Here is a 22,088-nt window from a genome sequence, read left to right on the forward strand (position 1 = left end):
CGCCCCCCTGGAGGACCTGTGACCGACCCCCTCGTCATCCCCCCGCCGCCGGCGTTCGCCGCGCAGGCCAACGTCGGTGCCGAGGTGTACGCCCGGGCCGAGGCCGACCCGCTGGCCTTCTGGGCCGAGCAGGCCGGCCGGCTGCAGTGGGACACCCCCTGGCACACCGTCTTCGACGACGCCGACCTGCCCACGGCCCGCTGGTTCGACGGCGGCCGGCTCAACGTGGCGGTGAACTGCGTCGACCGGCACGTCGCGGCCGGACGGGGCGAGAAGGTCGCGCTGCACTGGGCGGGCGAGCCCGGCGACGGCCGCACCGTCACCTACGCCCAGCTGCAGGACGAGGTGTGCCGACTCGCCAACGCCCTGGAGGAGCTCGGCGTCGTCGCGGGGGACCGGGTGGTGCTGTACCTGCCGGTGCTGGTGGAGACCGTCGTCGCCACGATGGCGTGTGCGCGCATCGGCGCGGTCGTGTCGCTGGTCTTCGGCGGGTTCTCCGCGCAGGCGCTGCGGTTCCGGGTCGCCGACACCGGCGCGAAGCTGCTCATCGCCTCCGACGGGCAGTTCCGCCGCGGGCAGGCGGTGGGGGTCAAGGCCGCCGCGGACGAGGCGGTCGAGGGCCTCGACCACGTCGAGCACGTGCTCGTCGTCCGGCGCACGGGGGAGGCCGACGTGCCCTGGACCGAGGGCCGCGACGTGTGGTGGCACGACGTCGTCGACCGGCAGTCCACCGAGCACACCGCGCCGTCCTTCGACGCCGAGCACCCCCTGTTCATCGTCTACACCTCGGGGACGACGGGGCGGCCCAAGGGCCTGGTGCACACCACCGGCGGCTACCTGACGCACGCCAGCTGGACGCACTGGGCGCTGTTCGACCTGCAGGACGACGACGTCTACTGGTGCCAGGCCGACCTGGCCTGGGTCACCGCGCACACCTACGTGCTCTACGGCCCGCTCTCCAACGGCGCGACCCAGGTCGTCTACGAGGGGAGCCCGCTCACCCCGCACCCGGGCCGGCACTTCGAGCTCATCCAGCAGCACCGGGTGACGACGTACTACACGGCGCCGACGCTGGTCCGGACGTTCATGAAGCACGGCCCGCAGCTGCCCGCCGGGTACGACCTGTCCTCGTTGCGGCTGCTCGGCTCGGTGGGGGAGGCGATCAACCCCGAGGCGTGGCGCTGGCTGCACGGGCACGTCGGTGGCGGCCGGTGCCCGGTGGTGGACACCTGGTGGCAGTCCGAGACCGGTGCGGCCGTGATCGCTCCGCTGCCCGGGGTCACCCCGCTCAAGCCCGGCTCGGCGACCGTGCCGCTGCCCGGCCTGGCCGCCACCGTCGTCGACGACGCCGGCGTGGAGACCCCGCCCGGTGTCGAGGGCAACCTGGTGATCACCCGGCCGTGGCCCGGCATGGCGCGCACCGTGTGGCGCGACCACGACCGCTTCGTGCGCTCCTACTGGGCGCCGTACGCGGAGCGGGGCTGGTACCTGGCGGGGGACTCGGCGTCCAAGGACGAGGACGGCTACATCTGGATCGGCGGCCGGATCGACGACGTGCTCAACGTGTCCGGGCACCGGCTGTCCTCCATCGAGCTGGAGTCGGCGTTGGTGTCGCACCCGCGGGTCGCCGAGGCCGCCGTCGTGGGGGCGCCGGACGACGTCACCGGCCAGCGGATCGTCGCCTTCGTCATCACCCGTGACACCCCCGGTGCCGACGACGCCGGTCTCACCGAGGAGCTCCGCGCCCATGTCGCGACCCGGGTCGGGGCGGTCGCCAAGCCCCGTGAGGTGGTCGTGGTGACCGACCTGCCCAAGACGCGCTCGGGCAAGATCATGCGGCGGCTGATGGCGGACATGACGGCCGGGCGCGGTGGCGGCGACGTGACGTCGTTGACCGACGCCGGGTCGTTGACCGTGGTGGAGGACGCGTGGGCGGCGCACGTCGCCGGGCGTGGTGATGCCGGCTGACCCGGCGTCGCCCGGTCAGCTGACCAGCAGTGCTGTCCCCGCGCCGAGGGCGATGACGACCAGCACGACCACCAGCACGACCACCGCGACGAGTGCGCCGCCACGCCGACCGCTCGCCCAGCGGAACCCCCACCCGGCCACGGGTGCCGCACGGGGCGGTCCCGGCGGGTCGGCCAGCCAGCGACGCGCGTCCGCCGCACGACCCCGCAGCCACCGCGTGGCCACGACGGTGCTCGCGGTCATCAGCAGCCCGCCGACGACGACCGCTGGCCAGGGACGCTGCAGCACTCCGGCGGCGAGGAAGCACACCAGGGCGACCGGGAAGAGCCAGGCACCCCAGCCGAAGGCGGCAGCGTGGTGGGCCTGCCGATCGGCCCGCTCCCGGAGGCCGGGCCCGGGGTCCTCGTGGCGGCGCAGGGCGCGTTCCACCGCGTGTCCGCTGGCGCCGCGCCTGCGGGCCGCGGGCACCGACGTGAGGACGACGACCGTCAGCACGACCAGTGCCGAGTACCCGGCGACGGCGATCGCCCCGGCCCGCCCGGACAGGCCCAGTGCCTGGCCGGTCAGCAGGTACTGCCCGAGGAACCACGTCGAGACGACGGGTGCGAACGCCCACTCCACGGGGGTCACCCGGTCGTCCGGAGGGGCAGGGGCGTGCCCGCTCACCGTGGCCCCTCCGGGGTACCGGTCCGCCTGGGCGACGGAGGACCCGCTCCAGGAGTCGTGAGTCCGGTCGCGTCCGGTCCCGCCGACTCCACCTCGACGGGCGGGTCCCGCAACCAACGGCGCGCCCACCGGGCCCGCACGGCCGCGGACGTGACCATGACGACGCCGATCACGAGCCAGCCTGCGCCCAGGAGGAGGTCCGTCCTGTCGCCCTCCTGGTTCAGCCAGTAGGCGCCCACCGCGAACTGCAGCACGGACACCGGGACCGCGTACCGGACCTCCCGCTGGGCCCGCTCCGCGATGTCGCGGATGCGCGGGCGGGCGGCGAGTCCCACGGGCACGTGGTGTCTGAGCCCGTAGGCGGCTCGTGCTTCGTCCAGGTCCCGCTGCCACCCCGGGTCCTCGCCGCTGGCGCGGCGCCACAGTCGCCACGGGTCGTTGCCCGCGGAGCGCTCGACCGCCCACCAGCCGAGCAGCACGATGACCGCGAGCGAGCCGATCGCGAACAGCCCCGGACCGGTGACGGGGTGGCCGGCGGTCACCACCACCACCACCGCGGCCACGGGTACGAGCCCGAGGAACGCGCGGCGGGCGCGCCGACGCCGTCGGGCAGCCGGCGTCCACGGGGGTGCAGGTGCCTCCTGGTCGGCAGACGTGCGGGCCTCGCTCACACGCTGGCCGGCGTCTCGCGCAGCCGCCAGGCCAGCGGCGCCCCACCCAGCAGCAGCACCGCCGGCCCCGCGGCCAGCGCGTCGCCCCGCACGACAGCGGCGACCACACAGGCGGCGGCGAGCAGGCACGCCGGCGTGAGGACCGGCCACACCCCCCACCGTGGCGGCGGCGAGCTGGGCAGCAGGTCGCCCGCCAGGAGCACGGCGACCAGGGTCCCGGTCAGGACGAGGACGGCAGTCCCGCCCCCCCGGCATCAGCACCCCGACCGCCCACACCGAGCCGGCGGCCCACGGCCCAACCAGCAGCAGTCGACGCACGAACTCCCTGGTCGTCACGGGGATGAGCATGATCCACTCCGCGCAACACCGCACTTCGAAGCCCGATCGGTCTCGTACGATCGAGCCCAGGTGGGCCACCCGGTCCGCAGCACCCGGCAGGCGTCGTCGCCGCCCGCACCTACGATCACCCGGTGTCCCGCACCCCGATGATCGCGCCCAGCCTGCTGTCCGCGGACTTCGCCCGGCTCGCCGAGGAGACCGCCCGGATCGCCGACGCCGACTGGGTGCACGTCGACGTCATGGACGCCCACTTCGTGCCGAACCTGACCCTCGGGCGGCCCGTGGTGGAGGCGATCGCGCGGGTCAGCCCGGTGCCGCTGGACTGCCACCTGATGATCGAGGACCCGGAGCGCTGGGCCCCCGGCTACGCCGAGCTCGGCGCCCGCAACGTCACGGTGCACGCCGAGGCCTGCACCGGTGACCCCCGCGACCTGGCCCGTGACCTGCGCGCCGCCGGCTCGCTGGCCGGCCTGGCGATCAAGCCGGGCACCCCGCTGGAGCGCTACACCGAGGTGCTCAAGGACTTCGACACCCTGCTGGTGATGAGCGTCGAGCCCGGCTTCGGCGGCCAGTCCTTCATCGCCGACGTGCTGAGCAAGGTCCGGGAGGCCCGTCGGCTCGTCGACACCGGCCACCTGGAGCTGCTCGTCGAGATCGACGGCGGCATCAACGCCGACACCATCGAGCTCGCCGCCGAGGCCGGTGTCGACGTCTTCGTCGCGGGCTCCGCCGTCTACGGCGCCGACGACCCGGCCGCGGCCATCGCCGCGCTCCGGGCGCAGGCAGCCCGCGCGTCCGCACCCCGGTGACTCCGGGGGAGCCGCCCGCCCACGAGCTCGCGGCCATGGCCCGGGCCCGGGAGCTGGGCTGGTCCGCGCTGGGCCGCACCAGCCCCAACCCCGCCGTCGGCGCCGTGGTCCTCGACGCGGCCGGGCAGGTCGTGGGGGAGGGGGCGACCCAGCCCCCGGGCGGGCCGCACGCCGAGGTCGGCGCTCTGACGCAGGCCGGCGAGCGGGCGCGTGGCGGCACCGCCGTCGTCACGCTCGAGCCGTGCAACCACACCGGCCGCACCGGGCCCTGCGCGCAGGCCCTGCTGGCCGCCGGTGTCGCCCGCGTCGTCGTCGCCGTCCCCGAGCCCACCGACCTCGCCCAGGGCGGCGCCCGGCGGCTGCGGGACGCCGGCGTCGACGTCGTCACCGGGGTGGAGCAGGCGGCCGCCGAGGACGGCGCGCTCGCCCCGTGGCTGACCGGCGTCCGGGAGCACCGGCCGCAGGTGGTCTGGAAGGTCGCCAGCACCCTGGACGGCCGGGTCGCCGCAGCCGACGGCACCAGCCGCTGGATCACCGGCCCGGTCGCCCGCGCGGCCGTCCACCGGCTGCGCGCGACCTGCGACGCCGTCCTCGTCGGCTCCGGGACCGTGCTCACCGACGACCCCCAGCTCACCGTCCGCGACGACGACGGCCACGACGTCGCCCACCAGCCGCTGCGGGTCGTGCTCGACCGGCGCGGCCGCGTCCCGGCCACCGCCCGGGTCCGGGACGACGCCGCCCGCACCCACCTCAGCGCCGCCGCCGACCCCGCGGCGCTGCTCGCCGAGCTGTGGGCCCTCGACGTCCGACGGGTGCTGCTGGAGGGCGGCCCCACGCTGGCCGCCGCGTTCCTGACCGCCGGCCTCGTCGACGAGGTCGTGCTGCACCTGGCCCCCCAGCTGCTGGGCGCCGGAGCGACCCTGGTGGGGGACCTGGGAATCACCACGATGTCCCAGGCGCTGCAGCTCGAGACCCTGGACGTCACCCCCCTGGGGAGGGACGTGCAGGTCCGGCTCCGACCCACCCGTCACACTGGTGGCCACACCCGCACGGAAAGAGGCAGCTGACGTGTTCACCGGCATCGTCGAGGAGGTCGGCACCCTCGTCGTCCGCGACGACCAGAGCGACTCCGCGCGCCTGCAGGTCCGTGGCGCCAGGACCCTGGAGGGCGTCGCGCTCGGCGACTCCATCGCGGTCAACGGCGTCTGCCTCACCGTCACCGGCATGAGCGACGGCGTCTGGTCCACCGACGTCATGGCCGAGACGCTCAGGCGCAGCAGCCTGGGTGCGCTCACCGACGGCGACCCGGTCAACCTGGAGCGCGCGGTCACCGCCGGCACCCGGCTGGGCGGGCACATCGTGCAGGGCCACGTCGACGGCGTCGGCACCGTCGCCGCGGTGACCCCGAGCGAGAACTGGACCGTCGTCCGCATCGCGCTGCCCGCCGGCATCGCCCGCTACGTGGTCGAGAAGGGCTCCATCACCCTGGACGGCGTCTCCCTCACGGTGAGCGCGCTGTCCTCGGCCACCGACCCCGAGCCCTGGCTCGAGGTCTCCCTCATCCCCACCACCCTGCGCGAGACCACCCTCGGCACGCGCACCCCGGGTGACCCGGTCAACCTGGAGGTGGACGTCATCGCCAAGTACGTCGAGCGACTGCTGGAGGCACGCGCATGAGCGGCCAGCGCCTGGACTCCATCGAGGACGCGATCGCCGCGATCAAGAGCGGCCGGCCCGTCGTCGTCATCGACGACGAGGACCGCGAGAACGAGGGCGACCTGATCTTCGCCTCGGAGCTGGCCACCCCCGAGCTGGTGGCCTTCATGGTCCGGTACACCTCGGGCTACATCTGCGTCGCGGTCACCGAGGAGGACGCCGACCGGCTCGACCTCCCGCCGATGTTCCGGGTCAACCAGGACCGCCGCGGCACCGCGTACACGGTCACCGTCGACGCCCGCGAGGGCATCAACACCGGCATCTCGGCCACCGACCGGGCGCACACCATCGCGCTGCTGGCCAGCGCGGAGACCACCAGTGCCGACCTGTCGCGCCCCGGGCACATCGTGCCGCTGCGGGCCCGCGACGGCGGTGTGCTGCGGCGCCCCGGGCACACCGAGGCCGCCGTCGACCTGGCCGTGCTGGCCGGGCTGCGCCCCTCGGGGACGCTGTGCGAGGTCGTCAGCGAGAAGGACCCGATCGGCATGGCCCAGGGCGACGAGCTGCGGGTCTTCGCCGACGAGCACGACCTGGTGATGTGCTCCATCGCGGACCTGATCGCCTACCGCAAGCGCTTCGACAAGCTGGTCGAGCGGGTCGCCGAGGCCAAGGTGCCGCTGGCGCCGGGCCTGTTCACCGCGGTCGGCTACTCCAGCTCCTACGACGACCGTGAGCACGTCGCCTTCGTCTACGGCGACATCAGCGACGGCGAGGACGTGCTGGTCCGGGTGCACTCGGAGTGCCTCACCGGGGACGTCTTCGGCTCCCTGCGCTGTGACTGCGGCCCCCAGCTGCAGGCCGCGCTGGCCGCCGTCGCCGAGGAGGGCCGCGGGATCGTGCTCTACATCCGCGGCCACGAGGGCCGGGGGATCGGCCTGCTGCACAAGCTGCAGGCCTACCAGCTGCAGGACGCCGGTGTGGACACCGTGGACGCCAACCTGGACCTGGGCCTGCCCGCCGACGCCCGCGACTACGGCACCGGCGCGCAGATCCTGGTGGACCTGGGCGTGCACTCCATGCGGCTGCTGACCAACAACCCGGCCAAGCGCGCCGGGCTCGAGGGCTACGGCCTGCGGATCACCGGCCGGGTCGGGCTGCCCAGCCACGTGACCCCGGAGAACGTCGGCTACCTGCGCACCAAGCGCGACCGGATGGGCCACCTGCTGGAGATCGTGGAGCCCGACGAGGACATCCCGGTCCCGGTCGGCACGCACACCCCGATCCGCCGGCCCGAGCAGCCGCAGTGACCCCGCAGGCCACCCCCACCACCCAGCACGAGGAGACACGGCGATGAGCGGTTCCGGCGCCCCCGGCGAGCAGCAGATCGACGCGACCGGCCTGAAGCTGGCCATCGTCGCGGCCCGCTGGCACACCGAGATCTGCGAGGCGCTGCTGAGCCGGGCCGTGGAGTGCGCGCAGGCCCACGGCGTGCCCGAGCCCACCGTCGTCCGGGTCACCGGCGCCCTGGAGCTGCCCGTCGTCGCGCAGGCGCTGGCCGCCGACCACGACGCCGTCGTCGCGCTCGGTGTCGTCGTCCGTGGCGGCACCCCGCACTTCGAGTACGTGTGCGACGCCTTCACCGCCGGGCTGACCCGGGTCGCCCTGGACACCGGGGTGCCGGTCGGCAACGGCGTGCTCACCACCGACGGCGAGGCCCAGGCCCGCGACCGGGCCGGGCTGCCCGACTCCGCCGAGGACAAGGGCTGGGAGGCCACCGTGGCTGCGCTGGACACCGCGCTGACCCTGCGCTCGCTGCGCGCCCCCCAGCGCGACACCGGCTTCGGCATCGGCCGCTCCCAGTGACCCGGGGCGTCCCCGCGGGCACCACCTTCGACGACCTCTTCGCCGCGCTGTCGGCCAAGGTCGCCGCCGCCGACCCCGCCTCGGGGACCGTGCAGGCGGTCCAGGCCGGCGTCCACACGGTGGGCAAGAAGCTGGTCGAGGAGGCCGCCGAGTCCTGGATGGCCGCCGAGCACGAGAGCCCCGAGCGCGCCGCCGAGGAGCTCAGCCAGCTGCTGTACTGGGTCCAGGTGATGATGCTGGCCCGGGGCCTGACCTTGGACGACGTCTACTCTCACCTCTGAAGAAGGACCCTCCTGCCCACGGCGACGATCTCCGCGGGTCCCTGCAGGAGGGCCGTTGCACCCCGTCACCTTGGAGTCAGCAGTGCTGCGCGTCGCCGTCCCGAACAAGGGCGTCCTGTCCGAACCCGCAGCGGAGATGCTCTCCGAGAGCGGCTACCGGCAGCGGCGCAGCACCAAGGACCTCGCGGTCTACGACCCCGACAGCGACACCGAGTTCTTCTACCTTCGCCCCCGCGACATCGCCGTCTACGTCGCCGCCGGCACGCTGGACGTCGGCATCACCGGCCGGGACATGCTGCTGGAGACCACGCCGCCGGACACCGAGTCCCCGGCCGTGGAGGTCATGCCGCTGGGCTTCGGTCGCTCGTCCTTCCGGTTCGCCAGCCCGCTGGACGCCGGCATCGAGGACGTCCGGTCCCTGGCCGGCAAGCGCATCGCCACCGCCTACCCGGTGCTGCTGGAGCGCTTCCTCACCGAGCAGGGCATCGACGCCTCCGTGGTCAAGCTCGACGGTGCCGTCGAGACGGCCTGCCGGCTCGGCGTGGCCGACGCGGTCTGCGACGTCGTGGAGACCGGGACGACGCTGCGTCAGGCCGGCCTGCACGTCATCGGTGAGCCGGTGCTGACCAGCGAGGCGATCCTGGTGCAGCGCACCGGCGCCGAGGAGAACCCGGCCGTGGCCCAGCTGCAGCGCCGGCTGCGCGGGGTCCTGGTGGCCCGGCAGTACGTGATGCTCGACTACGACTGCCCCGACGACCTGCTGGCCCGGGCCACCGCGATCACCCCGGGCCTGGAGGGCCCCACGGTGAGCCGGCTGCAGACGGAGGGCTGGTCCGCCGTCCGGGCGATGGTGCCCCAGGGCGACACCAACCGGCTGATGGACGAGCTCTGGGACCTCGGTGCGCGGGCCATCCTGGTGACCTCCATCCACGCCTGCCGGATCTGAGCAGGCCGCCGCGCCGGCCCCCGAGGGGCACCGGCGCGGCGGGAGTTCCCGGTCAGGCCAGCCGCAGCTGCCGGACGACGACCGCGAGCAGCACCGCCAGCGCCCCGACGACGGCGACTGCGACGCCGATGCCCGACAGTGCCCCGGACAGCGCGATCACCAGCAGCGGGCACAGGAACTCACCCAGGAACAGTGCTGCGGTCCACCGCCCGGTGCCCCGGCCGCGCTCGGCGAAGGACAGCTGGGACACCACCCAGGTCAGCAGGCTGGGCAGCATCAGGCCGGTGCCGGCACTGGCGATCACGGCACCCAGCACGGCGATCGGGACGACGGGGGCCAGGCCCATGACGAGCAGGCCCAGGCCGGCCAGGCCGAACGCCGCCGGCAGCAGGAACCGGGGGCCGCGGGCGACGAACCGGGGGAACGAGGCGGCTCCGGCCGCGGTGGCCAGCGAGGCCAGCGCGGCGAACCCGCCGATGGCGGCGGTCTCGGTCACGCCGAGGCCGTCCAGGACGAAGGACAGCTCGACGATCGGGGTGTAGAAGACCACGCCGCCGACCAGCGTCACGCCCAGTGGCAGCAGCATCGGCCGCCAGGGCAGCGGCGGGAGCGCGGAGTCGGTCCCCGTGCGCACCGGGGCGGTCGGCGTCCACAGGAGCCGGGCCGCCAGCGCGGCCAGCGGCAGTCCGACCAGGTACAGCCAGAACGGCGTCCGCCAGTCCGAGCTGCCCAGCGCGCCGCCGAGGCCGAAGAAGACCGTGGCGGCGAGTGTGGTGACGATGGTCTGCAGGCCGAACAGCTTGGCCCGCCGGGCACCGGCGGAGTAGTCGGCCAGCAGCGTGGTGCAGCAGGTCATGATCGCTGCCTCGGTGATGCCGACGCCGATCCGGGTGGCCAGGATCGCCGGCAGCGAGTCCAGGAACACCGGTGCCGTCCCGACCACGGCGTATACGGCGAGGGCACCCACCAGCAGCCGCTTGCGCCCGACCGCGTCGACGACCCGGCCGGCGAAGGGGGCCAGCAGCGCGATCATCAGCGCCGGGGCGGTGAGCACCAGCGGGGCCAGCGCGTCGACGCCGGGGGTGCCGGCGAAGGCCCGCTGCAGGGTGGGCAGCACCGGGGAGAGCAGCACCGCGCCCAGGATCGGCATGGTGCTGGCCGCCATGAGGACGGCGATCTCGGCGCGGCCGGCGGGACGGCCGGTCGCGGGGTGCCGGGCACCGTCGTCGACCGGGGCCGCGATGGCCGCGGCTGCCGGGAGGGGACCGTCGAGGGTCTCGGACACGGGCGGGCTCCTGGGGGTCGGGTGCCGGACCTCGGTGACCGGCATCACTGCGACCAGGAGTGTGCTGACGGCGGGACCCGCTGACCAATAGATCCGCCGGCCTCCGGCATCACCGCCGTCGATGGGGGCCCGGCAGGGTCAGTCCAGCGACGCGGTGGCCTGCCGGGCGGCCTGGACGGTGAGCCGGCGCAGGAAGGCGTGCTCCGGGTCGCGGTCGTACACCGGGTGCCAGTACATCGCCTCGACCAGACCGCCGACGTCCACCGGGCACGGGAGGGTCCGCACCCCGGTGTCGCGGGGCAGCAGTGCGGCCAGCCGCCGCTGCAGCAGCGAGATCCGGGGAGAGCCGGCGACCAGGGTGGGCACGGTCAGGAAGCTCTCGGTGACCACCTGCACCCGGGGTTCGATGCCCTGCACCCGCAGGGCCCGCGCGGCCGGGGTGGACGCCGTCTGACCGTGGTAGACGACCACCCAGGGCAGCTCCCGGAGCTGCTCGACGGTGACGGCGTCATCGATCTCGGTGTTGTCGGTGGAGACCACCAGCACCCACTCGTCGGTGTAGAGGTCCTGGTGCGGCAGGTCGTCGACGAAGCCGCGGGGGAGCAGCATGAGGTCGCTGGCCAGCAGCGCCTGGTCGGCCCGGGCCACCAGCTCGGGGCTGTGCGGGGCCAGCCGCAGCCGGGCGTGCGGGGCGACCTCGGTCAGCAGGGCGCAGAGGGTGTCCCCGAGGACGGTGACGGCGTAGTCGCTGAGCAGCAGGGTGAACTCCCGGCTCGACGTCCCCGGGTCGAAGCCGGGCTGGGCGGAGAACACCCGTTGCACGCCCTCCAGGGCCAGCCGGGCCTGCAGCTGGAGCTGCACCGCCAGTGGTGTGAGCCGGTACTCGTTGCCCACCCGGGCCAGCAGCTCGTCGTCGAAGTGCCGCCGCAGCCTGCCCAGTGACGCGGACAACGCCGGCTGGCTGAGCCCCAGCTGCCGGGCCGCCCGGGTGACGCTGCGCTGCTGGAGCAGGGCGTCGAGGGAGACCAGCAGGTTCAGGTCCAGGTTGGCGACGTTCACGGCCGCGGACTGTAGTGCGTCCGGGCATCCACCGGAGTGATCCCGAGCATCACCGATCCCGTCTTCCCTGATGACCGTGCTGCCGCCGAGAGTGGCCCGAGTCACCGACGACCGGAAGGCACCATGACCCAGCCCAGCACCGCTCCCGCCGAGACCACCGACTGGTCCGACCCCGAGGCCGCCATCGCGGCCGCGGCCGCCCGGGTCTCCAACTGGGACCGCTGGGGTGCCGAGGACGTGCTCGGGACGCTGAACCTGCTGACCCCGGCCAAGCGGGTGCAGGGCGCCGGCCTGGTCCGCCGCGGGGACGCCTTCGACCTCACCCAGCACTTCAACGCCGAGGGCCCGCAGAGCGGCTGGCGCCGCCGGACCAACCCGGTGCACACGATGCTGGACACCGGGACCGACGCCGAGCGCGGCGTGCAGGGCTTCCCGCACGGCATCGGCGGTGCCGACGACGTGGTCGCGATGCCGCTGCAGTCCTCCACCCAGTGGGACGGGCTGGGGCACATCTTCGACCACGGCCGGGCCTGGAACGGCCGGCGGGCCGGCGACGTCGTCACCTCCATGGGCGACGCCCGCACCGGCATCGAGACCACCGCCGGCCGGTTCGTCGGCCGCGGCGTGCTGCTCGACGTCGCCCGGCACCTGGAGCCGGCCACCGCCGAGCTGCCCGACGGCTTCGCGATCACCCCGGCGCACCTGGACGCCACCGCGGCCGCCGCCGGCGTCGAGGTCGGCAGCGGGGACCTGCTGCTGGTCCGCACCGGACGGCTGGCCCGCGCCCGGCGCACGGTCGCGGCCGGGGAGGGCTGGGCCGGTTACGCCGGCGGGGACTCCCCGGGGCTGTCGTTCACCGCCCTGGACTGGCTGCGCGCGCACGACGTCGCCGCCGTCGCCACCGACACGTGGGGCGTCGAGGTGCGGCCGAGTGAGTTCTCGGCACCCACCTTCCAGCCCTTCCACCAGGTCGCCATCCCACACCTGGGCCTGTTCCTGGGCGAGATGTGGGACCTGGAGGCGCTGGCCGCGGACTGCGCGGCCGACGGCGTCCACGAGTTCCTGCTCACCGCCCCGCCCCTGCCCGTGACCGGCGCCGTCGGCGCCCCGGTCGCCCCGATCGCCGTCAAGTAGGGAATCCCCGATGAGTGCAGTGCAGAACGTGCTCGTGGTCGGCGGCGGCCTCGCCGGTGCCGCGACCGCCGTCCACCTGGCCGCCGCCGGCGTGGCCGTCGACCTCGTCGAGGTCAAGCCCGACGTCCACGCCCTGGGCTCGGGCATCACGCTGCAGGGCAACGCCCTGCGCGAGCTGGACCGGCTCGGGGTCTGGGAGGCCGCCCGGGAGCGGGGCTACGCCTTCGACGTCACCGGCATCCGGGCGCCCGACCCGGCCGGGTCGGTGGTCGTCGAGGTGCCCGATGCCCGCACCGGCGGCCCGGCCTACCCGGCCGCCATGGGCATGACCAGGCCCGACCTGGCCGGCATCCTGCACGACCGGGCCACCGAGGTCGGCGCGAAGATCCGCTACGCGACGACGTCGACCGACCTGCGCCAGGACGCCGACGGCGTGGACGTCACCTTCTCCGACGGCTCGGCCGGCCGCTACGACCTGGTCGTCGGCGCCGACGGCGTCCGCTCCTGGACCCGGCGGATGCTGGGCATCCAGCTGGAGACCAGGCAGACCGGCATGGGCATCTGGCGGGCGTTCGGCCCCCGGCCGGCCGGGGTCACCCGCACCGACCTGTTCTATGGCGGGCCCTCCTACATCGCCGGCTACTGCCCGACCGGGGAGGACTCGGTCTACGCCTACATCGTCGAGGACGCGCAGGACCGCTCCACGCTGACCCCCGACGAGCAGCTGGCCACCATGCGGCAGCTGTCGGAGGCCTACCACGGCCCGTGGGACGAGATCCGGTCCACGCTCACCGACCCGAGCCGGGTCAACTACACCTGGTTCGAGAGCCACGTGCTGCCTTCCCCGTGGAACCGCGGCCGGGTCGTCCTCATCGGCGACGCCGCGCACACCTGCCCGCCGACCGTCGCCCAGGGCGGTGCGCAGGCCCTGGAGGACGCCGCCGTCCTCGGCGAGCTGCTCACCGGCCGGGACGCCCTGGACGAGGAGCTGTGGGACGCCTTCCACGGCCGCCGGTTCGACCGGGCCCGCACCGTCGTCGAGGCCTCCGACCAGCTCGCCCAGTGGCAGCTCGACCACGTCCAGGGCGACGTTCCCGCCCTGATGCGCTCCGTCGCGCAGCTCGTCAGCCAGCCCGCCTGAGAGGGAGAGACACCATGACCGCGCCCGAGAAGACCCGCCTGATCACCCACCTGCGCCACGTCGACCTGGCCGTGCCCGACCTGCGCCGACAGACCGACTTCTTCACCCACACCTGGGGCCTCAAGCAGGAGACCACCGACAGCGGCCTGTCCTTCCTGGCCGCCGAGGGCAGCCCGGAGCACTACGTCGTCCGGCTGCGCGAGGCCACCGACAAGCGGATCGACCTGATCTCCTTCGGTGCCGCCGACCGGGCCGACGTCGACACCCTGGCCGCCCGGATGGCCTCGGCCGGTGTGCAGCTGGTGCACGAGCCCACCGACCTGCAGACCCCCGGCGGCGGGTACGGCTTCCGGTTCTTCGACAACGAGGGCCGCACCGTGGAGGTGTCCTCCGACGTCGCCGTCCGCGAGCACCGCAAGATCGAGGAGGGCGAGTCCGTCCCGGTCCGCCTCTCGCACGTGGTGCTGAACTCGACCGAGCCGGAGAAGACGGTCGCCTTCTACGAGCAGCACTTCGGGTTCGCGCTGTCGGACACCCTGATGCACCCGCGGATGGGCAACATGATGTATTTCCTGCGCACCAACGCCTGGCACCACTCGCTGGCGATCGCCCGTGGCCCGCACGCCTCGCTGCACCACGCCTCCTTCGAGCTGCGCGGCATCGACGAGTACATGCGCGGCACGGGGCGGGCCCTGCGCGCGGGTGTGGAGAAGATCTGGGGCCCGGGCCGGCACATGGCCGGGAACAACACGTTCTCCTACTTCCTGGACCCGCACGGCAACACGGTGGAGTACACGACCGAGCTGGACCTGGTCGACGAGGACACCTGGCACCCCACGCTCTACGACTTCTCCAACCCGGAGGTGTCCGACCAGTGGGGCACGGCCAACGCGATGAACGAGTTCGTCGCCAAGCAGTCGTTCAACGACCCGGACAAGGGCCTCTTCGTGGCCCCGCCCGTCTGATGCGGTTCGCCACCTACGCCCACGACGGGGTCGTGTCCGCGGGGGTCGTCTCCGACGCCGGCGTGCACGCCCTGCCCGGCACCACGGTGCTGGACCTGGTCCGCTCCGGCCTGCCGACCGCGCTGGCCGCGGGCGAGCAGGCCCTCGAGGGCCCGGCTCTGCCGCTGGACACCGTCCGCCTGCTGCCGCCGCTGCAGCCCCCGTCGGTGCGTGACTTCGTCACCTTCGAGGAGCACGTCGAGGGCGTTCGCAGGAGCATCGACGGGGTCGGGGGAGTGCCCGAGCGCTGGTACGCCGCCCCGACGTTCTACTTCACGCACCCCTTCGCCCTGGTCGGTGCGCACGACGACGTCGCCGTCCCGCCGGGGTCCCAGCGCTTCGACTTCGAGCTCGAGGTGGCCGCGGTCCTGGGCGCGGACCTGTCCTCCCCGACGCCGGAGCAGGCCCGCGAGGCCCTGTTCGGCTACACCGTCCTCAACGACTGGTCCGCGCGGGACCTGCAGGCCGCCGAGATGCAGGTGAGCCTCGGCCCGGCCAAGGGCAAGGACTCGGCGACGACGTTGGGCCCGTGGCTGGTCACTGCCGACGAGCTCGAGCCGTACCGGGACGACGAGGGCTTCCTCGCCCTGGACATGCGCGTCACGGTCAACGGCGAGCTGGTCGGGCAGGACCTGCTGTCCAACATGGGCTGGCCGTTCGAGGAGCTGGTCGTCTACGCCGGCCGCGGCACCCGGCTGCTGGCCGGCGACGTCCTGGGCTCGGGCACCTGCGGCAACGGCGGGTGTCTGGCCGAGCTGTGGGGCCGGGACGGCGACGCCGCACCACCCCCGCTGCAGGTCGGCGATGTCGTCGAGATGACCGTCGAGGGCATCGGCACCATCCGCAACCGGGTGGTTGCGGGACTCGACCTGCCCCCCACACCGCGTGCCCGGCAGCGCCCGCGCGCCCGCACCCGTCCCTGACCCGCACACCCCCGTACCGAGAGGCACCCCCGTGTTCGAGTACTTCCCCGGCAACTACGTGTGGAACCTGGGCGTCGTCGCGACGCTCAACTCCGGCGGCCTGATCGACGAGGTCGACCGCGCCTGCCGGCCGATCAAGGAGGCCGCGCAGCAGGGCGAGGACGCCGGCACCGCGGACTTCCTGCGCGCCTGGACCGCGCTGACCGACCAGCTGGTCGGCCAGGCCGAGGAGGCCGAGAAGGCCGGCCACACCCGCACCGCGGGGCAGCTGTACTCCCGCGCCACCAACTACCTGTGTCAGGCCGAGCGGATGCTCGCCCACACCAACCCCGACCGGGTGCCCACCTACCGCCGGGTGCTGGAGCTGGCGGAGAAGGCGTTCGCGCTGCACAGCCCGCGGGTCAGCCGGGTCGAGATCCCCTACGAGGGCCAGACCCTGCCGGCGTACTTCAGCGCCGCCCCGGCCACCGACGACGGCCCGGCGCCGGTCGTCGTGCTGGTCAACGGCCTGGACTCGACCAAGGAGCACATGTACTCGTCGGGCCACTGGCTGGAGCTGGCAGAGCGCGGCATCTCCTGCCTGATGCTGGACCAGCCCGGCACGGGTGAGTCGCTGCGCCTGCAGGGCATCACCGCCCGCATCGACGCCGAGGTCTGGGCCGGCGCGGCCGTGGACTGGCTGGAGACCCGCGCCGACGTCGACCCGGCGCGCATCGGCGTCGTCGGCTGGTCGCTGGGCGGCTACTACTCCCCGCGCGCCGCGGCGTTCGAGAAGCGGTTCGCCCTCTGCGTGGCCTGGGGCGCCAACCACGACTGGGGCGCCGTGCAGCGTCGCCGGGCCGAGCGCGAGGGCGAGCGGCCGGTGCCGCACTACTGGTCGCACGTGCTGTGGGTGTGGGGCATCGAGGGCGACGAGCACCACCTGGACGCGTTCCTGGACTTCGCCGACGACGTCAACCTGGAGGGCGTCGTCGAGCAGATCACCGTGCCGTTCCTCATCGCGCACGGCGAGGACGACCGGCAGATCCCGCTGGCCTACGCGCACCGCTCCTACGACCAGGCGGTCAACTCCCCCAAGCGCGAGCTGCGGGTCTTCACCCCCGAGGAGGGCGCCACCGAGCACATCGGGCTGGACCACCTGCCGCACGTCAGCGTCTTCGTCGCCGACTGGGTGGCCGACACCTTCGCCGAGCTCGCCCGCTGAGGCCCGTCGGGACCGGCGGCCTCAGACGTCCCAGAGGTCGCCGGCTCCCGCGGCGCTGACCCGTCCCGGCGTCGGGGCGGTCACCGTGGTGAGCCCGGCGTCGGGCTCCCGGGCGACGGCCCAGCCGCGCGACAGCCGGATCGGGACGTCGGGGCCCCCGTCGCCGGCGCCGAGGGTGACCGTGCCGGTGCCGGCGGGGGCGGTGACGACCAGCGAGCTCAGGGGCTGGTCGCCGTCGGCCCACACATCGCACCGGGCGACGACGGTCAGCGTCGCGGGATCCGTGCCGGCGGGATGCCCGGTGCTGCCGCACCCGCCGGTCGAGCCGTACCCGCCGGTGGTGACCGACCAGGCCGTCGTGGTCACCACGGCGCCGTTGGGCAGCACGACCGCCAGCACCACGACGTCCGCCGGCTGGCCCGAGCTGCTCGGGACCTCCCCGGACCACAGGACGCTGACCCGGAGCTGGTCCGCGGAGATCCCGGTGGGCAGCAGGACCTCGTGCAGGGCCGCGGTGAACACCTGTGCCTGGACCGGGTCGCGACCGGGGCCGGCGCGCAGCGCCGGCGGGGCGGGACCGGTGACCGGGTCGCCGGACCAGCCGAAGGCCCCCCAGGCCTCACCGACCTCGGCCTGGCTGCCGTCCGGTCGGACCACCCGGTAGGACGCCGTGGTGCCGCCCTTCCCGGCGGGGCCGACCAGCACGCCGTCCGCGGACTCCACCGTGCGCCACTCCCGGACGGCGGTGCCCGTGGCGTCCAGCGCGACCCCGGGGGAGTACTCCACGGTGTCCCCCGGGACGACCAGGGCGATGAACAGCCCGGGGTCACCGACGACGCCGGCCACCGAGTGGAGGAGTGGGCCCTGGGCCCCGCCGTCCTGCTGCAGCTGGTCCACCGGGGCGCCGATCGGTCCGGCGTACCAGGTCTGCAGGACGCCCAGGCCGTTCTCCCCGACGACCAGCGCCACCCGCTGGTCACCGACGTCCCCGGCGAAGAGGACGCGGCGCGTGGCGACGGGTGTGCCGAGGAGCACCGGTCCGGCTGCCTCCAGCAAGGCGTCCAGGTACGCCTGGTCCCCGGCCAGCGACCCGCGGGTCCCCAGTGTCAGCAGCGGGGACGCAGGCGCGGCGCTGGGCTCCAACGGGAAGAAGGTGACGCTGCCGTCGGACACCGAGGTCTCCTCGGCCGGGGTGGCTGTCGCCGTCGACGGGGCGGCAGCGGGAGACTCGGCGGGACCGCCGTCCCCGGGCACCAGCACGCTGCCGACCACCAGCGCCGCGGCGACCGCGGAGGCCGTGGCCCACCGCAGGCGCCGGCTGCGTCGGGCGGCCCGCACCCGCAGCGGCAGCAGCAGGCCGGCGCCGTCCGGGCTCCCGTCCAGGGCCAGGACGCCGTCCAGCCGGGCGGGCAGGTCCGCGGGGTCGGGCACCTCGGCGGCGACCTGGGCCTCGGCCGACCGCAGCAGCCCGGCGGCGCCGGGGACCAGGCGTCCCACGGCCCCGGGGTCCAGCTGCTCGGCGTGGGTCAGCACGAGCACGGTGCGCTGGTCGAGGGTCAGCCGGTCCAGGGCCGCCTCGGTGGCCCGGGCCGCGGAGACGTCGGCGGGGGAGACCCACCAGGCGTCGGTGGGCACCTCGGCGTCGATCGAACCGGCATTCCGGCCCAGCCCCGAGTGGCGGCCGCGGTGGGCACGGACCAGGCGGGCCAGCGCCGCCTCCCGGGTGGCCGGCCGCCGGGCGAGCACCCGCACCAGCAGGTCGGCGCCGGCGCCGGGGGACCCGGTCAGCAGCCGGGCGGTGCCCAGCAGCGAGTGCCCGTCCAGCTCCGGTGTCCCGCCGCGCCCCCGCACGGGTCCAGTGAACCGGCTCGGTGCCGTCTCGACCAGGGCCCGCGGCGGACGGATCGGTCTCTCAGCGCGGCCGGGTGGTCCGCTCGGCCAGGTCGATCGCGGTGCACAGGCCCAGTGCCATGGCCCGGCCGCTGGTCGCGCCGGTGGCTAGCAGGGTGGCCAGTGCGCCGGTCAGGTCGCCCTGACCGACGAGCCCGCGGACGACGGCGGCGAACTCGCCGCTGACCCGGCCGGCTGCGGCGTGCCGCAGCAGGGCGCGGGAGAGCTCCGTGGTCCGGCCCGCGGCGAGGGCGTGCACGCCGGCCCCGAAGCGCTCGGCGTCGGGGTGGCCCAGCAGGACGAGCCCGGCGACGGTGCCGGCCAGCACGTCGTCCCCTGCGGGGGTGAGGCCCGGGCCCAGGCCGACGAGCCGGGTGGCCGTACGCAGCGCGGCGTCGAGGTCGGCGCGGCGGACGGCGCCGCGCAGGGCGGCGAGCGGGCCGCTGGGGCCGCCGGGCAGGCCGGGGAGGGTGAAGGCGCTGTGCGGGCTGTCGCCGTAGAGCGTGGTGCGCAGCGTCCGCACGCCCTCGGGCAGCAGCGAGGGCTGGGCGCCGGGCAGCTTGGGGCGCGGCTCCCACCAGGCGGCGGCCGAGACGGTGAGGTCGCCGACGGTGAGCCGGCCGGCGCCGACGGTGGCCGGGGCGCCGGAGGGCACGGAGACCAGCGGGCGGCCGTTGGCCGGCCGGGAGAGCACCAGGCCCAGCGGCAGCCGGGCGGCGTCGGAGGTGAGCACGCCGACGACGTCGGTGCCCTGCGGGGTCTGCACGGCCAGGTAGACGGCGGCGGGCACGGACAGCAACACCCGGGCCTGGCGCACCGGGCCGCGCAGCAGCTCGGCGACACCGGTGCTGGCCGCGGCGGGCACGCTGGCGCCGGGGGCGCGCACCGGTCGGGCGGTGCGGGCGGCGGCCTGCGCGGACTCGCGGGGCAGCGGGATGGTCGGCACGCCGACCCGGGCGGCCCGGCCGGGTCCGCCGGTGGCCGCGGTCCGCCGGTGGCCGGCGGTCGTCGGGCTGGAGTCTGCGGTGCGCATGGGGGTGGCCCTCTCCCGTGGAGTCCGACGACCGGGGTCGGCAGTCGTCGTCGGCACGGTTGGCGGCCGGGTGGCACGGGCGGGCGCCCACGCGCCGTCACCGACGCTTACCATCCCGGCACGGCCACACCGTGCAGGTCTCGAACCTAAGCGGCGCGTCGACGAGGTCCGTATGGCGAGACTCGCCAAGAATGGCTCCCGCGGGACGGGGAGCTCTGACAGGATCTCCGGCAACGGGTGAGACGAGTGGGCGACATGGGGGGACGAACGGTGACCGAACGTGAGTCTTCGATGACAGTGACTGCGATGGGTCATCGCACGGCTCCACTGCGTGAGATCAACCTGCGGCCGGAGCCGGTGCTCTCCCGCGTCGCGCCGGCCGAGCGGACCGCGCTGGAGGACAGCATGGGCCTGTCGGTCACCCAGCTGCTGGCCCTCACCGACGGCACCCTGGTGGCCGGCTCCGCCGGGGCCGGCCGGGTGGTGCGCCAGGTCGTCGTCGACGACCCCGCCGACCCGCTCGCCGGCGCCGGCCCCGACGTCCTGGTCGTGCTGGGCGCGCGGCTCCCGCCGGCCGACCCGGCCCAGTGCCGGGCGCTGATCGAGCGGCTGTCCGCCCTGGGCACGGCCGCGCTGGCCTACCGCGACGCCGACGGGCCGCCCGCCGTCCCCACCGAGGTGCGGCTGGAGGCCGACCGGCGGGGCTTCCCGATCGTCGCGCTGCCGCGCGGGTCCCGGCTGGACACCGTGGTCGCCGAGGTGTTCGGCGCGATCGTGTCCAAGCAGACCCAGGCGCTCAGCCTCGCCGACCGGATGCACAACCAGTTCATCGACGTCGCCCTGACCGGCGGCGGGCTGGCCGAGGTGACCTCCCAGGCGGCCAGCTTCCTGGACGGCGCCGCGGTCCTCGGGCTGGGCCCGGACCGCGAGATCGCGACCACCGCCGGCCCCTCCGAGGACGTCGCCGAGGTCCGCGACTGGCTCTGGCTGCTCGACGCCGCCGCCGACGACGCCTTCGCCGACCTCGCGCCGTCCCGGCGGCTGTCGGAGAACCGCGCCGACCAGGCCATCGTCACCCCGGCCGACGTGCTGGCCGACGCCGACCTCTCCCCGGCCGACGGCATCCTGCTGGTGCCCGGCCACCACGAGCTGCCCGGCGGGGTGGGGGAGTACGCCGTCGCCCCGATCATGGCCGGCGACCAGCGCCACGGGTGGTTGGTCGCGGTCAACCGGCACGGGCCGATGCTGGTGGGTGCCGGTGCGGTGCTCGAGCGCGGCGCGGTCATCGCCGCGCTGTCCGAGATCCGCCACCAGGCCGTGCACTCGGTCGAGCTGCGCTTCCAGGGCGACCTGGTCCGCCGGCTGGTCGGCGGGACGGTCGGGCACACCGAGCGGGCGCTGGCGCACACCCGCACCTTCGGCTGGCGGCTCGACGGGCCGGTCGTGGTCATGGTGACCGCCACCGAGACCGTCGCCGACGCCTCCGCCGACCCCACCCGCGCCCTGGACGTCCTGGACCGGCTCGCCGACGGCTGGCGGGCCGCGATCGAGTCCGAGGTGTCCGGTGCGGCCGTCGCCGGGCTGGCCACCGACATCGTCACGGTGCTGCCGCTGGACGGACGCTCCCCCGAGGAGGTCACCGCGCTCGTCTCGGCGGTCACCGGCCGGGTCAACGCCCGGCTGCGCCGCATCGGCCGGGTGCTGGCCACCGGGATCGGCCGCCCCGCGGGGTCGCTGCCGGCGCTGGGCGACGCGCACCAGCAGGCCACCCGGGCGCTGCAGGTGGGCCAGGAGATCTACGGCGAGGCCACCGTCACGCACTTCGACCAGCTGGGCGTGTTCCGGCTGCTGTCGCTCATCCCCGACGGCAACGAGCTGCGCTCCTACGTCGACGAGACCCTCGGCCCGCTGGCCGACGCCAGCGACCCGGACTCGGCGGACCTGCGCGACACCCTGCGGGTGCTGCTGGAGACCAACCTCAACGTCGCGGAGTCCGCGCGCCGGCTGCACTTCCACTACAACACGATGCGCTACCGGATCGGGAAGCTGGAGCGGATGCTCGGGCCCTTCACCTCCGACCCGACGCTGCGGCTGAACCTGCTGCTCGCGCTGCACGCGGCCCGGATGCGCGGCCTGGACCAGCTGCACCGGCCGCCGGTCGAGGCCGGCGGGCCGATCGTGCCCGACGACGGCCTGGACGCGCTCACCCGCTGACC

General features: G+C 74.9%; 21 protein-coding genes. 14 read left to right on the top strand and 7 right to left on the bottom strand.

The window, feature by feature from the left end:
- Window positions 1-18 precede the first annotated feature (18 nt).
- Complete coding sequence (gene acs, locus ASG41_RS20265; protein WP_056299643.1) at window positions 19-1,968, top strand: acetate--CoA ligase; 1,950 nt, start codon at window positions 19-21, stop codon at window positions 1,966-1,968.
- 15 nt (window positions 1,969-1,983) lie between these two features.
- Here the strand turns inward: acs and ASG41_RS20270 are convergent, their stop codons facing one another.
- The 3 genes from ASG41_RS20270 to ASG41_RS20280 all read right to left on the bottom strand — a co-directional run bounded on the left by ASG41_RS20270 (window position 1,984) and on the right by ASG41_RS20280 (window position 3,508).
- Window positions 1,984-2,589 (bottom strand): hypothetical protein, encoded by a 606-nt coding sequence (locus ASG41_RS20270; protein WP_162245589.1) that lies wholly within the window; start codon window positions 2,587-2,589, stop codon window positions 1,984-1,986.
- Between the two features lie 41 nt (window positions 2,590-2,630).
- Window positions 2,631-3,197, bottom strand: coding sequence for a hypothetical protein (locus tag ASG41_RS20275; RefSeq protein ID WP_056299649.1), 567 nt, complete (start codon window positions 3,195-3,197; stop codon window positions 2,631-2,633).
- 104 nt (window positions 3,198-3,301) lie between these two features.
- On the bottom strand, window positions 3,302-3,508 hold the full coding sequence (locus ASG41_RS20280; RefSeq protein WP_056299655.1) for a hypothetical protein: 207 nt from the start codon (window positions 3,506-3,508) through the stop codon (window positions 3,302-3,304).
- A 267-nt stretch (window positions 3,509-3,775) separates the two neighbouring features.
- On the opposite strand from ASG41_RS20280, the gene rpe reads away from it, so the two are divergent.
- The 7 genes from rpe to hisG all read left to right on the top strand — a co-directional run bounded on the left by rpe (window position 3,776) and on the right by hisG (window position 9,199).
- Window positions 3,776-4,453, top strand: coding sequence for a ribulose-phosphate 3-epimerase (rpe, locus tag ASG41_RS20285; protein WP_235564948.1), 678 nt, complete (start codon window positions 3,776-3,778; stop codon window positions 4,451-4,453).
- A 35-nt stretch (window positions 4,454-4,488) separates the two neighbouring features.
- Entirely contained in the window at window positions 4,489-5,520 is a 1,032-nt protein-coding gene (ribD, locus tag ASG41_RS20290; protein ID WP_056299657.1) for a bifunctional diaminohydroxyphosphoribosylaminopyrimidine deaminase/5-amino-6-(5-phosphoribosylamino)uracil reductase RibD, read from the top strand.
- Between the two features lies 1 nt (window position 5,521).
- Window positions 5,522-6,130 carry a riboflavin synthase gene (locus ASG41_RS20295; protein ID WP_056299661.1) on the top strand — a complete coding sequence of 203 codons (609 nt, stop codon included), beginning with the start codon at window positions 5,522-5,524 and terminating at the stop codon, window positions 6,128-6,130.
- The gene (locus ASG41_RS20300; RefSeq protein ID WP_056299664.1) at window positions 6,127-7,416 is read left to right on the top strand and encodes a bifunctional 3,4-dihydroxy-2-butanone-4-phosphate synthase/GTP cyclohydrolase II; all 1,290 of its coding nucleotides are present in this window, start codon (window positions 6,127-6,129) and stop codon (window positions 7,414-7,416) included. The genes ASG41_RS20295 and ASG41_RS20300 overlap by 4 nt, the downstream gene beginning before the upstream one ends.
- Before the next feature lie 43 nt (window positions 7,417-7,459).
- Window positions 7,460-7,972, top strand: a complete 513-nt coding sequence (ribH, locus tag ASG41_RS20305) for a 6,7-dimethyl-8-ribityllumazine synthase (protein ID WP_056299670.1) — start codon at window positions 7,460-7,462, stop codon at window positions 7,970-7,972.
- On the top strand, window positions 7,969-8,253 hold the full coding sequence (locus tag ASG41_RS20310; protein ID WP_056299673.1) for a phosphoribosyl-ATP diphosphatase: 285 nt from the start codon (window positions 7,969-7,971) through the stop codon (window positions 8,251-8,253). The genes ribH and ASG41_RS20310 overlap by 4 nt, the downstream gene beginning before the upstream one ends.
- Before the next feature lie 70 nt (window positions 8,254-8,323).
- The gene (gene hisG / locus ASG41_RS20315) at window positions 8,324-9,199 is read left to right on the top strand and encodes an ATP phosphoribosyltransferase (RefSeq protein WP_255353013.1); all 876 of its coding nucleotides are present in this window, start codon (window positions 8,324-8,326) and stop codon (window positions 9,197-9,199) included.
- A 52-nt stretch (window positions 9,200-9,251) separates the two neighbouring features.
- Here the strand turns inward: hisG and ASG41_RS20320 are convergent, their stop codons facing one another.
- Both ASG41_RS20320 and ASG41_RS20325 read right to left on the bottom strand, forming a co-directional pair.
- Window positions 9,252-10,484 (bottom strand): MFS transporter, encoded by a 1,233-nt coding sequence (locus tag ASG41_RS20320; RefSeq protein ID WP_056299865.1) that lies wholly within the window; start codon window positions 10,482-10,484, stop codon window positions 9,252-9,254.
- 138 nt (window positions 10,485-10,622) lie between these two features.
- A complete protein-coding gene (locus ASG41_RS20325) occupies window positions 10,623-11,543 on the bottom strand; it encodes a LysR family transcriptional regulator (RefSeq protein WP_056299680.1) in 921 nt (306 codons plus the stop codon).
- Between the two features lie 123 nt (window positions 11,544-11,666).
- Between ASG41_RS20325 and ASG41_RS20330 the strand changes: the two genes are divergently transcribed.
- The 5 genes from ASG41_RS20330 to ASG41_RS20350 are packed head-to-tail and all read left to right on the top strand — an operon-like array spanning window position 11,667 to window position 16,949.
- Window positions 11,667-12,677, top strand: a complete 1,011-nt coding sequence (locus tag ASG41_RS20330; protein WP_056299682.1) for a cyclase family protein — start codon at window positions 11,667-11,669, stop codon at window positions 12,675-12,677.
- 10 nt (window positions 12,678-12,687) lie between these two features.
- Complete coding sequence (locus ASG41_RS20335) at window positions 12,688-13,818, top strand: FAD-dependent monooxygenase (protein WP_056299686.1); 1,131 nt, start codon at window positions 12,688-12,690, stop codon at window positions 13,816-13,818.
- Between the two features lie 14 nt (window positions 13,819-13,832).
- Window positions 13,833-14,783 (top strand): VOC family protein, encoded by a 951-nt coding sequence (locus ASG41_RS20340; RefSeq protein ID WP_056299689.1) that lies wholly within the window; start codon window positions 13,833-13,835, stop codon window positions 14,781-14,783.
- Window positions 14,783-15,745 carry a fumarylacetoacetate hydrolase family protein gene (locus ASG41_RS20345; protein ID WP_056299694.1) on the top strand — a complete coding sequence of 321 codons (963 nt, stop codon included), beginning with the start codon at window positions 14,783-14,785 and terminating at the stop codon, window positions 15,743-15,745. The genes ASG41_RS20340 and ASG41_RS20345 overlap by 1 nt, the downstream gene beginning before the upstream one ends.
- Window positions 15,746-15,776: 31 nt before the next feature.
- Window positions 15,777-16,949, top strand: a complete 1,173-nt coding sequence (locus tag ASG41_RS20350) for a S9 family peptidase (protein ID WP_056299868.1) — start codon at window positions 15,777-15,779, stop codon at window positions 16,947-16,949.
- A gap of 21 nt (window positions 16,950-16,970) precedes the next feature.
- Here the strand turns inward: ASG41_RS20350 and ASG41_RS20355 are convergent, their stop codons facing one another.
- The gene (locus ASG41_RS20355) at window positions 16,971-18,800 is read right to left on the bottom strand and encodes a hypothetical protein (RefSeq protein WP_056299695.1); all 1,830 of its coding nucleotides are present in this window, start codon (window positions 18,798-18,800) and stop codon (window positions 16,971-16,973) included.
- A 61-nt stretch (window positions 18,801-18,861) separates the two neighbouring features.
- Window positions 18,862-19,872, bottom strand: coding sequence for a DUF2877 domain-containing protein (locus ASG41_RS20360; RefSeq protein WP_056299698.1), 1,011 nt, complete (start codon window positions 19,870-19,872; stop codon window positions 18,862-18,864).
- Window positions 19,873-20,178: 306 nt separating this feature from the next.
- Between ASG41_RS20360 and ASG41_RS20365 the strand changes: the two genes are divergently transcribed.
- The gene (locus ASG41_RS20365; protein WP_082557156.1) at window positions 20,179-22,086 is read left to right on the top strand and encodes a helix-turn-helix domain-containing protein; all 1,908 of its coding nucleotides are present in this window, start codon (window positions 20,179-20,181) and stop codon (window positions 22,084-22,086) included.
- Window positions 22,087-22,088 lie beyond the last annotated feature (2 nt).

Origin of the sequence: Modestobacter sp. Leaf380, from assembly GCF_001424485.1 — a bacterium.
Lineage (GTDB): Bacteria > Actinomycetota > Actinomycetes > Mycobacteriales > Geodermatophilaceae > Klenkia.